Source organism: Deltaproteobacteria bacterium (genome assembly GCA_016219225.1).
Lineage (GTDB): Bacteria > Desulfobacterota > RBG-13-43-22 > RBG-13-43-22 > RBG-13-43-22 > RBG-13-43-22.
Genome location: JACRBX010000122.1, coordinates 1 through 11,282, shown reverse-complemented (window position 1 = coordinate 11,282; position 11,282 = coordinate 1). Strand labels below are relative to the sequence as shown.

Here is an 11,282-nt window from a genome sequence, read left to right as displayed (position 1 = left end):
TTATTGCTGGATCGTTTTCGGCAGCGAAGGACGTAAAGAGCAGACCTTCAGAACCGATCAGGACAATGCCCTGATTTACAACGACCCGGGTACAGCCGAGGATGAAGAAAAGGCCGGGGACTATTTCCCTAAATTTACCGCTTTGGTATCCCACGGTCTTCAACAGGTGGGTTTTCCCCGGTGTTCGGCCGACTATATGGCCAGCAATCCAAAGTGGTGTCAGCCCCTCAAGGTTTGGAAGAGATATCTTTCCGCCTGGATCGATGAACCGATTCCTGATTCGTTGTTAAATTTTTTAATCTTCTATGATTTCAGGCCCCTCCACGGAAAACGCAGTCTCTCGGAAGAACTCAGAAAACATCTTATCACATATCTTGAAGATAAAAAAATCTTCCTGGGCCATATGGCCGGCTTTATGCTTCAGATCACCCCTCCCATCGGTTTTTTTAATACCTTCGTCGTGGAAAAAAGCGGCGAACACAAGGATAAATTTGACTTGAAGATCAAAGGGCTCACCCCTCTTTTGAATATTGTGCGTCTGTTCTCCATGGAAAAAGGGATTATAGAGACCGTTACTCTGGAACGGATAGAGGCCTTGAAAAGCAAACACGACCTGGCTGAAAAATATTCCGAAGAACTGGAGCATGCCTATGAATTCCTCATGCTCCTTCGAATCCATCATCAGTTTGAACAGATCAAAGCCGGCCTGAAGCCGGATAATTTTATCAACCCCAATCAATTAAGCAATCTTGAAAGAAAAACCCTGAAAGAAGCTTTTCATCTCATGACCAGAATGCAGGGACTGGTGGCGGAGAAATACAAACCGTTTATTCGGTAAGGAAACCCATTATGTCCGAACGATTGTTGATCGTCGAAGATGAGTCGACCCTGCGGGAGTCCCTCAAGCGGGTTTTTATACGGGAAGGCTATGAAGCCGAGACGGCCGGAAGTGCCGAAGAGGCCGTTAAGGTCTTTGAAGAGGGCGCCTATGATCTGATCATCACCGACATTATTCTTCCCGGGATGGATGGCATTCAATTCTTAAAAGAGGTCAGAAAACGCGTCCCCGATGAACTGGTAATCGTAATGACCGCCTATGCCTCTATCGAAACCGCAGTGGGTGCCCTCAGGGCCGGGGCCTATGATTACATCCTGAAACCCATTATTCATGAAGAAATCAAAAAAATCATTCGCCAGGCCTTGGATGTCCGGGCTCTAAGGGCCGAAAACCTGATACTCAAAAAACAGATCGAAAAACAGTATAATTTCGAAAAGATCATCGGAGAGAGTCCGGCTATCAAAAACGTAATCGAGCAGGTCAAAAAAATCTCAGACTCTAAAAGTAATGTCATGATTCTGGGCGAAACCGGGACCGGCAAGGAACTATTTACCCGGGCCATCCATTTTAATAGTCCCAGGAGAAACAAGCCCTTTATCCCCATTAATTGCAGTGCCATCCCGGACAATCTGCTGGAGTCGGAAATCTTTGGGTACGTCAGAGGAGCCTTTACCGGTGCGGTTTCTTCCAAAAGAGGGCTTTTTGAAGAAGCCGATGGGGGGACAGTCTTTCTGGATGAGATCGCCGATTTGAGTCCGGCCTTGCAGGCCAAACTGCTCCGGGTTATTGATGACCATGAAATAAGGCCTTTGGGGTCGACCCAGAGCCGTAAAGTCGATATCCGTATCCTCGCCGCCACCAATAAGGATATTCTAACAGCCGTCAAAGAGGGCCTTTGCCGGGAGGATCTCTACTATCGCCTGAATGTCGTCACATTGACCTTACCGCCCTTAAGAGATCGCCAGGAAGACATCCTTCTTTTGGCCAGGTATTTTCTGACCCACTATGCCCGGGAGATAGGCAAATCAGCCAGAGAGCTCCATCCCTCGGCCCTTAAGCTCCTTCAGGACTACCCCTGGCCCGGCAATGTGCGGGAACTGCAAAATATCATCGAACGGGCAGTGCTCATTGCCGAACGGGATACGATCCTTCCGGAACACCTCCCGGAAGGATTGCGCGGTGCACCTTCCTTTTTAACCGAGGCCCTGTCCCAACCCCTGTCTATCGAAAACTATACCCGGGAATTCATCCTCCGATATCAGAATACCTTTGGCGAACAACAATTAGCCGACCAACTGGGAATAACCCGAAAATCCCTATGGGAAAAAAGAAAAAAATGGGGACTTTCCAAAAAAGAAAAGCCGGTTTAAAATGAAGGGAGGGATGCCGCGGGTCTTCACGCAGGAGCGCAAAGCTCTTGTCTGCCGATTCTCTTGCCTGCGTTGGCATCGACCAGCAGCAGTCCCAGAAACGTCGCGTCGTGCGATGGATCACAGGTCCCTCAAATTACCACGGCTCTCTCATCCATAGCCTCTTTCACCAGGAAGTTCAATTTCCCTGACTCCGAGTCGCCTTGGATCTGTTTATCCCATTGTGCTCAGTCACGCTCCAGGAACCAATCTCGGAATTGGCGGTACTCATCTGCCGGCAACAAGGCAACCGCATTTTCGATTTCTACCCCCTGCGCCCTCCGGAAAAACTTTATTGACTTTTTTTTATTTCTTATGTTATGCCATTTATGACATATATCAAAAAAGACACATAGAGGTTTTTTTATGCCATCAGCACCTGCAACTTGCATCTTGCAACTTGAAACTTTTTTTAATTAATCAGGGGAATGCCTATGGAGCACCAAATATTAATAGGAGAAAATCGGGAAAAGCCAACTTCCCGGAATAATTTGATTTTGTATTTCCATTACTTATTGGATAAGAAGTCCAACTATTTCTTCCTCAACGAAGATACTCTTGAAAACCTATTGGACCAACTGAACAATCTCGTCATGATCAAAGACGTCTCCTACTGGCTGACCGTAGTCCGTATCAATGAACTGTCCCTGCTTTGTACCGAAAATTACGCTAATAACGGTGAAATTACTCTGGTGGGCGACCTCCTGTTGAATCCAAGGCTTGTTCTAATACATGTCCGAGGACAAAATCGACCATTAATTAAAAAACGGCACACCCCCCTTACCGAACAGTTCCGTTCTGTCGCTGATTCCTTTCCAGGAGTCGTTCAATGGTTAAAAACTGAAACCTCTCTGGAAACCAAGACCCCGGCCTTGCTCCCCTTTCTTCATGAAAAATTGAAAGAATCAGGCTATTTCAGAAAAGAGTATTTTGATTCGCTCGACAAACGGAAGACCAGGATTGCAGAGTTGACCAGATTCCTGTCTGCTGCGGGAATTACCGACAGTCTTGATCTTTACCGCTGGCGTAAAAACGTCCGACCGTCGGACCGGGAATTGATGGAGTCCAGATTCTGTTGTTGCAATCTGGACCGTTTCCTGGAACTGGGGCACCAGGTCAGGAAGCTTGCTCAAGGCCCTTCGATGCCTGCCAGATTCCAAATTCGGGAGTCTGATAAATGGAATAACGGTATCTTTGTCAATCAAAACAGATCAAGGGCCACCTTTGAGATTCAAAATCCGGGAGATTAAGAAATTTTTAATGAAAGAGGCATAACCCATGTCAAGAGTATCTTTAAAAATTAACTTTCCTCTAATAACTCGTAACGCGGAACCCGGAACAGCGAAAGCTGGCACTGAGGAAAAATTTTTCTTGACTTTTATGTCACACATGACATATATGCCAAAAAATACATATAAGACAGGATAACTTTTTGGCCCCTTTTTTTGCAATAGACAAACTCTATTATTTATTGGCAGCCCTTTTTTACCTGGCCGCCATGATGGTCTTTATCTTCAGGCAGAGAAAATGCGCCCTGGGGTTGCTTTTGGCCGGATTCGCTTTGCACACCTGTTTCCTCTGGAAAAGGGCCTGGACCCTGGGATTTTTAAGCCCCAACGCCTTTTTTGAAGGTCTTTATTTTCTCCCCTGGTGTCTGGGATTACTTTCCATAGGGCTCAAAGTATTTGCCAAGAATAAGTCCCTGGCGGATTCGATCATCATCTTAATTTTTTTCCTTTCCCTGCCGGCCTCCTTTTTCCCAGGAGGCATCATCCCTCCGTCGCCCAAATCCCAGACTATTTTTTCTTCCCTTTTCTTCTTTTTCGAGGTCTTGGCTCAGGCCTGTTTTATCCTTGGGGCCTGGCTGGGACTTTTATATTTGCGGCAGCAAGAGGAGGCCAGGATTTTTCATTCCTTCCTGATCTGGGGGTTTGTTTTCTACAGCCTTGCCCAGGTGGTCGGGGCTTACTGGTCCTATTTGGGCTGGGCCACCCCCTTGCACTGGAGCAATCGTCATTTGCAGTCGGCCTCTCTGTGGTGTTTTTATGCCGCCATCCTCCATCTACGCTTTTTACCGGATTGGCCATTAAGACAAGAGGCCCGATTTTCCATCCTGGGGTTCTTCCTGGTCCTCCTTTTCAACATAGGGGCCCAAATATCTGAGCGGGCCATTACCCGATTGGGAGGATAACCCTATGTTTCAAAAAATCTGGAACTGGTGCGGCAATGTCAAGATTACCTTTTATCTTTTTTTATTCATTTCCCTGAACCTGGTTGCCGGCTCTTATTTTATCAAATTTAATTCGGCCTTATTCAACCCTTTGAACCATCTCCTGCTCCAGGAATGGCTTATCGGCTACGGGATAAATGAGCCCTTCAAGATCCTTTGGCTGGGTTCCTTACTGGGGCTGCTGACCCTTCTGGGGATCAATACCCTGGTTTGTGCCTGGAACCGGATCCGTCTCCTCTGGCCTAAAAGGACCCAGATGCCTTTCAAAATTTTTTCCATAAAAGTCACCCCCTCCTTAATCCATCTCTGTTTTCTGGTTATCCTGGCCGGCCATTTCATCAGCCTGATTCAGGGATATAATGCGGTCCTTTCGGCGAAACCGGGGGAATCGATCCGATTACCGGACCGAACCGAAATTAAAATCCTTGAGCAGCAATGCGAATATTATCAATTCCCTCCTGCCCTGCAACAATCCATCAAACAATGTACCGTTACCCTGGGCCTCTTTTCTGGTGCGCGAGAGAACACCAAAATATATTCGATAACCCGGTCCGTAGTCGATCCGCAATTCCGATACGACCCCGCTTACCGATTTTACATCACCAGCCAAGCCAAGCTGCAAACGGGCGATCCTGGTAAATTCGCGCTCGCGCCTAAAGATCTCGCAACTCACTCAATCACTTAGAAAAAGCTTCAGTCTAACGGATTTCAATCATGATTAAGTGTATCCCATAAAATACAAAGTGTCAAAAAATGAGCCTTTTCTCTGACTCCGGGACACTACAATGTTGGCCTGCTTAAATAAGTTTTATTTTCAGGCCGGCTTTCCCGGCTGCCGTTGTTTGACGCTTATCGGAAGATACGAACAGTTCCGCCCCCCATTCTAAAGCGCAGGCGATATGAAGCGCATCCATTGAACACAGCGGATGGGCTTCGAGCAGTGTAGTAGCTTTGGCCAGGATCTCAGGAGTCAAGTTGATGATTTCGACATCATGAATGTCATCGGACAGGTGCTCTTTAACGGTTCTATATTCCCGGCGGGAAAGAATCTTTTCCCGTATGCGGCGGTTTAAAGCAGAAATGATCTCAGGAACACAAATGACGCTAAGGGCAAGCTCGGTGGCTTCCTGACAGAGTTCATCAACCTGTTGGCTTCCATCTTCCTCAATATATCTTTTTGCAAAGGCCGAAGCATCAAAGAACGTTTTCACGTTCGCGCTCCTCCAAAATTGCGGAAGAGAGACTGGCACCCTTGACGGACAGGCGCAAGCCGGGCTTTTTCCAGGACGGTCTTGCGGCTTCCTTGGATAGGGGCGTTATCTCCGCGATAGGTTTCCCATGGCGCAAAATAACAATTACCTCTCCTTCCTCGATGGCAGAAAAGAGACGTGAAGCATGCTGCCGAAACTCAGTGAAGGTTATTGCTTTCATCTGACACCTCCATTATGTACATCAGTGTACATTTTAATGCACAGAAAATCAAGGTTTATTTTTGGGGACGCTTCTCAGGACTGGTGTTCCTTAACCCCTATCCGCTCAAGCCGAAGGTTTCCACTTAAGGAGCCGGCTTTCGACCACGGAGACGATCAGGTCGATGATGAGGACGAAGGCGGAAAGGACGACCAGCCCGGCAAAGACGCTGGTGGTATCGAAGACCCCCTCGGCCTGGGCGATGATATAGCCCAGGCCCCTGGCCGCCCCCAGATACTCACCGACCACGGCCCCGACCAGGGCCATGCCGACACTGGTATGCAGGCTGGCCAGGATCCAGCTCATAGCCGAGGGCAGGAGGACATGACGAAAGAGGTCCCGTTCATTGGCCCCGAGCATACGGGCGTTGTTCAGGATGTTCGGATTCACTTCCCGGACCCCGCGGTAGGTATTGAAGAAAACAATGAAGAAGACCAGGGTCACACCGAAGACGACCTTGGACAAAATCCCCAGCCCGAACCAGAGGGTAAAGATAGGAGCCAGAGCGATACGGGGCAGGGCATTGGCGATCTTGACATACGGATCGAAGATGGCCGCCAGCGAGGGGATGCGGGCGAAGAGAAAGCCGAAGATAATCCCTAACAAGGCCCCGGCCAAAAAGGCCAGAAGGGTCTCCAGGGCGGTAATGCCGATGTGCGGATAGATGCTTCCGCCGCTGAACCATTTGACCAGTCGAACGACAACGGCACTGGGCCGGCTGAAAAAAAAGGGGTCGATCCATTGCAGGGCGGCCGACACCTCCCAGGCCGCCACCCCGACAATGAAGACGGACAGTTGTTTCAACCGAAGCCTGAAATAATCATTTCCGGGCATAGGCCTTCATCACCTCTCCCCGAAGGTGCTCCCAGATGGTCTTAAAAATCTCCCGAAACACCGGATGCACCCGGATGTCGGCCACCTCTCTGGGCCGGGGTATGTTGACCGGATAATCCCCGATGATGGTCGCCCCGGGCCCGGCCGAAAGGACCATCACCCGGTCGGCCAGGGAAATGGCCTCCTCCAGGTCATGGGTTACAAAGAGAACGGTCTTGCCAAACTCCGTACAAATATTCAGGAGATCATCCTCCATGAATTGGCGGGTCTGCTCATCCAGGGCCGAGAAAGGTTCATCCATGAGCAGGATTTGGGGCTCCACGATCAAGGCCTGGGCCAGGGCCACCCGTTTGCGCATACCACCGGAGAGCTGATGGGGATAGCGGTTCTCGAATCCGGTCAGACCTACCCGGGCCAGCCAATCCCGGGCCGAGGCCCGGGCCTCTTTGAACGGCCTGTTCCGGAACAGGAGGCCGAGCATGACATTCTCTTCAGCGGTCTTCCAAGGGAGGATCACATCCTCCTGAAACTGGTAAGCGGCGAATCGATTGATTCCGGTAAGGGGGAAGCCTAATATCTCCACGCTCCCCTTATCCGGGAAAAGGAGTCCTGCCGCCAGGTTAAGAAGAGTCGATTTACCGCAGCCCGTGGGGCCGACGATGGTAACGAATTCCCCCTGGCCTAAGTTCAGGTCGATATTGCTGGTGGCCAGGTAGGTACCGCCGTCAGGGGTGAGAAAAGATTTGTTAACCCCTTTAAAGGTTATGGCCGGCGGACAATCCTGCTGGAAAGGGCCGGATTCTGGGATGGCAGCCAAGGGGAAACCCTATTTCTTTTGGGTTTTCCAAGAGGCTTCGACAAAGCGCATATCAAAGGTATCGGCCAGATTGACAGAAGCCTTTTTCACCACCGGATCGGAACTCATGACCTTGGCCACGTTCTGAGCATCCCCTAAGGCTATGCGTCCATCCGGCGAAAAGGAATCCAGCATATTCTTTAAGGCCTGGAGATAGATTTCTTTGTTGCCCTGATAATATTCTTCCGGCATCAGGGCCGTTATCTCTTCCGGTTTGTGCGTCTGTATCCAGCGCAGGGCCTTGATCATGGCATTGACCAGGGCCTGGGCCGTTTGGGGATACTGCCGGATGATCTCTTCCCTGGTGTAAATACAGCCTGCAGGGTAAGACCCGCCGAAGATCTTGGTCGTGCCGGCCGTGGTTCGGGTGTCGGCCAGAACAAGGCCCAGGTCTCCAAGGTTTTGGATGGTGGAAACGCTGGGTTCAAGACCGGAAAGGGCTTCGATCTGCTTATTACGCAAGGCGGCCACGGCCGTGGAGCCGATGCCTACGCCGATAATAGAATAATCTTCAGGGGTCAGACCCACCCCGTTTAAGAGGTAATTGACAAAAAAGTGCGTGGAAGATCCCATGGCCGTGACGCCGATCTTCTTGCCTTTCAAATCGGCCAGGCTCTTCACTCCTTGATCTCTCGCGGCCTTGGAAACCAGGAGGACCAAGCCGGGGAAGCGCTGCTGCATAACGATGGCTTTGATCTTCTTGCCCTGGGCGTTCATCTGGATGGTATGGTCATAAAACCCGCTGACAAATTCGGCGCTCCCGCCTACCAGGGCCCTCAGGGCCTGGCCGCCCCCGGCCAGATTCTGAAGGTCGACTTCCAGACCTGCTTCCTTAAAGTATCCGAGTCGCCAGGCGACGCTTAAAGGAAGATAGATAAGACCCTGCTGACCGCCGACGGCCACGACGATTTTCGGTTTCTCCGGCCTGGCCGTCTGGGCAAAAGCAGGGGGTAAGACAAGCAAAAAAAGACAAAAAACCACAAAAATAATTCTGGCTGGCTTCATGACGGGACCCTCCATTTTTTTAAAAATGACTGCTTTAGGGTATTAATTCATACCCTTAAAAGCCCTTGTTGTCAACTTCTGTTTGGACCTTGCCCCCCTTCACTTTTCGATAACTATGGGAGAATATATCGTTTTCTATCTCTGGGAGTCAAACCGTGGATCAGTTTCCCGTAGTGGGTGGAGCAAAGTGCAACCCACCAATATACATATGAAATAAGTACCTGTATGACCTCATTTCTGTTGGTGGGTTCCGTTTCACTCCACCCACCCTACCGCCAAATTTTTTTATTGACTACTATGCCACAATTGACATATATAAAAACCAACGATCATGAAAATTTTTCTGGGGACGAGGGCAAGGTAAAAATGATCTTATGGTTTTTTCGCCTATACCCTATAACCTCTTGAAACTTGCAACCTGCAACTTATAACTTGCAACTTTATTTTTCTGTTAAGGAGGAACACCGATGAAAAAATTTTTTGCTCCCTTCCTGGGTCTTTTAATTCTCCTTATCCCCTTTTTTGCTTCGGCAGCCACTGCCGCAGAAAAACAGCAGAAAAATGTCATCCTGGCCACCACGACCAGTACCCAGGACTCAGGCCTTCTCGATGTTTTGATCCCGATCTTTGAAAAGGAAACCGGTTACTTTGTCAAGACGATTTCGGTCGGCTCCGGCCAAGCCATGAAGATGGGAGAAAAGGGAGAGGCCGATGTGCTCCTGGTCCACTCCCCGGAAGCCGAAAAGGCCTTTATCGACAAGGGGTTCGGGATCAACCGGATGCTGGTTATGCATAATGATTTCATTATCGTCGGGCCGCCCGTTGATCCGGCCAGGATCAAGGGGATGAAATCATCGAAGGAGGCACTGAAGATGGTTGCCCAGACCGGGGCCCTTTTCCTTTCCCGGGGGGATAATTCCGGAACCCATTCCAAGGAAAAGGGTCTCTGGAAGGCGGCCGGGGTCAACCCGGAAGGGCAGAAATGGTTTCAACAGACCGGCCTCGGCATGGGGCAAACCCTGAATGTAGCCGCCGAAAAGAAAGGCTACACCCTCACCGACCGGGCCACCTATCTCTCCCTCAAAAAGAACCTGGGCCTCGATATCCTCATTGAAGGGGAACCTCTGCTGCTCAACATCTACCATGTTATCGAGGTCAATCCGGCCAAGTGGTCCAAGGTCAACGCTCCCGGGGCCAAGGCCTTTGCCGGTTTCATGGTTGCCAAGAAAACCCAGGAAATCATCGCTAAGTTCGGCGTGGACAAGTATGGTTCCCCGCTTTTCTTTCCCGATGCCGGCAAAAAACCGGAGTCGCTCGGTCTGTAATGGAACTCATTCTTGACGGGATACTCAAGGCCTTCCAGCTCCTCTTTTCCTTAAATCCGGAGGTGCTTGGAATTACCCTTCTTTCCCTCCAGGTGTCCGGGGCAGCGACGCTGATCAGTGTGCTTATCGGCCTCTCAACCGGAACGGTCATCGCCCTCAATAATTTTCCGGGGAAAAGGTTTTTAGTCAGTGTGGTCAATACGGGGATGGGGCTGCCCCCGGTGGTCGTCGGTCTGTTTGTGATGATCTTCCTCTGGCGGAACGGACCCTTGGGTTTCCTGGGGATCCTCTATACCCCGACCGCCATGATCATCGCCCAGGCGACCATCGCTACACCGATCGTTATGGGAATCACCATTGCCGCTATCCAGAACCTTCCGGCCAAGCTGCGGTTGCAGATCCTTTCCCTCGGCGCCACGAGGTTCCAGATGGTCTGGTTTCTGATCCGGGAAGCCCGGCTGCCCCTTCTGGCCGGGATCATGGCCGGATTCGGCGGGGTCATCTCCGAGGTCGGCGCCTCCATCATGGTCGGCGGTAATATCAAAGGTTATTCCCGGGTCTTAACCACCGCAACGGTCATGGAATCCGGCATGGGAAACTTCGATGTGGCTATCGCCCTGGGGATCATCCTCGTCCTGCTTTGTTTTTTGGTCAATTACCTCCTGACGGTGATTCAGCAAAGGGAACGGCCCCGATGAATCCGGAATCGAAAATAGTTGAAGCCGAAAATCTCCGGGTCATCCGGGGAAAGGTGGAGGTACTCGACATCCCCTCCTTTTTTTTGGGCGACCGGGAGATCCTCTCCCTGATCGGACCGAACGGCAGCGGCAAGTCCACCTTCCTGCTGGCCCTCAACTGTCTGATCAAGCCCCACACCGGCCGGATCACCTTCCGCGGCCAGGAGATCGCATCGAACCAGGCGGCCTTCGCCTACCGGCGCAGAATCGCCATGGTCTTCCAGGAGCCCCTGCTGTTTGATACAACGGTCTTCGGCAACGTCGCTGCCGGCTTAAAGATCAGGGGGATGCCAAGGGAGGCCATCAAGCACAAGGTCATGGCAAGCCTCGAGCGTTTTAATATTGTGCATCTGGCCGACCGCTCGGCCCGAAAACTATCCGGCGGGGAAGCCCAGCGTACCTCAATGGCCCGGGCCTTGGCTATTGATCCGGAAGTCATCTTCCTGGATGAGCCCTTCGCCGCCCTCGATCCGCCGACCAGGCAATCCATAACCGACGATATGGAAAGGATCATCCGTGAAACCGGGATTGCCGCCCTGCTGGTAACCCACGACGAGTCCGAAGCCCTGCGGTTGTCT

General features: G+C 50.8%; 13 protein-coding genes. 8 read left to right on the top strand and 5 right to left on the bottom strand.

Going from position 1 to position 11,282, the window contains the following annotated elements; translation table 11 throughout:
• From HY879_10900 to HY879_10880, 5 genes are all read left to right on the top strand, one after another.
• Positions 1-838: histidine kinase (locus HY879_10900; GenBank protein ID MBI5603851.1), on the top strand; the 838-nt coding region annotated here is incomplete at its 5' end.
• 11 nt (positions 839-849) lie between these two features.
• Positions 850-2,208 carry a sigma-54-dependent Fis family transcriptional regulator gene (locus HY879_10895; protein MBI5603850.1) on the top strand — a complete coding sequence of 453 codons (1,359 nt, stop codon included), beginning with the start codon at positions 850-852 and terminating at the stop codon, positions 2,206-2,208.
• Between the two features lie 473 nt (positions 2,209-2,681).
• Entirely contained in the window at positions 2,682-3,497 is an 816-nt protein-coding gene (locus HY879_10890; protein MBI5603849.1) for a hypothetical protein, read from the top strand.
• A gap of 182 nt (positions 3,498-3,679) precedes the next feature.
• Positions 3,680-4,438, top strand: coding sequence for a cytochrome c biogenesis protein CcsA (gene ccsA / locus HY879_10885; protein ID MBI5603848.1), 759 nt, complete (start codon positions 3,680-3,682; stop codon positions 4,436-4,438).
• Between the two features lie 4 nt (positions 4,439-4,442).
• Positions 4,443-5,162, top strand: a complete 720-nt coding sequence (locus HY879_10880) for a hypothetical protein (GenBank protein MBI5603847.1) — start codon at positions 4,443-4,445, stop codon at positions 5,160-5,162.
• 112 nt (positions 5,163-5,274) lie between these two features.
• Here HY879_10880 and HY879_10875 read toward each other — a convergent pair whose 3' ends face one another.
• From HY879_10875 to HY879_10855, 5 genes are all read right to left on the bottom strand, one after another.
• Positions 5,275-5,688, bottom strand: coding sequence for a type II toxin-antitoxin system VapC family toxin (locus tag HY879_10875; GenBank protein ID MBI5603846.1), 414 nt, complete (start codon positions 5,686-5,688; stop codon positions 5,275-5,277).
• Positions 5,672-5,908 carry a type II toxin-antitoxin system Phd/YefM family antitoxin gene (locus HY879_10870; GenBank protein MBI5603845.1) on the bottom strand — a complete coding sequence of 79 codons (237 nt, stop codon included), beginning with the start codon at positions 5,906-5,908 and terminating at the stop codon, positions 5,672-5,674. Before HY879_10870 ends, HY879_10875 begins: the two co-directional genes overlap by 17 nt.
• Before the next feature lie 105 nt (positions 5,909-6,013).
• Positions 6,014-6,781: an ABC transporter permease gene (locus HY879_10865; protein MBI5603844.1), complete on the bottom strand. Its 768-nt coding sequence runs from the start codon at positions 6,779-6,781 to the stop codon at positions 6,014-6,016.
• Positions 6,768-7,547, bottom strand: a complete 780-nt coding sequence (locus HY879_10860; GenBank protein ID MBI5603843.1) for an ABC transporter ATP-binding protein — start codon at positions 7,545-7,547, stop codon at positions 6,768-6,770. Before HY879_10860 ends, HY879_10865 begins: the two co-directional genes overlap by 14 nt.
• 60 nt (positions 7,548-7,607) lie before the next feature.
• The gene (locus HY879_10855) at positions 7,608-8,642 is read right to left on the bottom strand and encodes an ABC transporter substrate-binding protein (protein ID MBI5603842.1); all 1,035 of its coding nucleotides are present in this window, start codon (positions 8,640-8,642) and stop codon (positions 7,608-7,610) included.
• Between the two features lie 467 nt (positions 8,643-9,109).
• Between HY879_10855 and HY879_10850 the strand changes: the two genes are divergently transcribed.
• The 3 genes from HY879_10850 to HY879_10840 form a co-directional block, all read left to right on the top strand.
• Positions 9,110-9,967: a substrate-binding domain-containing protein gene (locus HY879_10850; protein MBI5603841.1), complete on the top strand. Its 858-nt coding sequence runs from the start codon at positions 9,110-9,112 to the stop codon at positions 9,965-9,967.
• Positions 9,967-10,665 carry an ABC transporter permease gene (locus HY879_10845; GenBank protein ID MBI5603840.1) on the top strand — a complete coding sequence of 233 codons (699 nt, stop codon included), beginning with the start codon at positions 9,967-9,969 and terminating at the stop codon, positions 10,663-10,665. The genes HY879_10850 and HY879_10845 overlap by 1 nt, the downstream gene beginning before the upstream one ends.
• Positions 10,662-11,282 (top strand): ATP-binding cassette domain-containing protein (locus HY879_10840; GenBank protein MBI5603839.1); only part of this gene is annotated, 621 nt, incomplete at its 3' end. The genes HY879_10845 and HY879_10840, both read left to right, overlap by 4 nt.

Coding starts and splice junctions, on each gene's coding strand:
- HY879_10895 (MBI5603850.1), top strand. CDS start 850: ATGTCCGAACGATTGTTGATCGTCGAAGATGAGTCGACCCTGCGGGAG.
- HY879_10890 (MBI5603849.1), top strand. CDS start 2,682: ATGGAGCACCAAATATTAATAGGAGAAAATCGGGAAAAGCCAACTTCC.
- HY879_10880 (MBI5603847.1), top strand. CDS start 4,443: ATGTTTCAAAAAATCTGGAACTGGTGCGGCAATGTCAAGATTACCTTT.
- HY879_10870 (MBI5603845.1), bottom strand. CDS start 5,908: ATGAAAGCAATAACCTTCACTGAGTTTCGGCAGCATGCTTCACGTCTC.
- HY879_10865 (MBI5603844.1), bottom strand. CDS start 6,781: ATGCCCGGAAATGATTATTTCAGGCTTCGGTTGAAACAACTGTCCGTC.
- HY879_10855 (MBI5603842.1), bottom strand. CDS start 8,642: ATGAAGCCAGCCAGAATTATTTTTGTGGTTTTTTGTCTTTTTTTGCTT.
- HY879_10850 (MBI5603841.1), top strand. CDS start 9,110: ATGAAAAAATTTTTTGCTCCCTTCCTGGGTCTTTTAATTCTCCTTATC.
- HY879_10845 (MBI5603840.1), top strand. CDS start 9,967: ATGGAACTCATTCTTGACGGGATACTCAAGGCCTTCCAGCTCCTCTTT.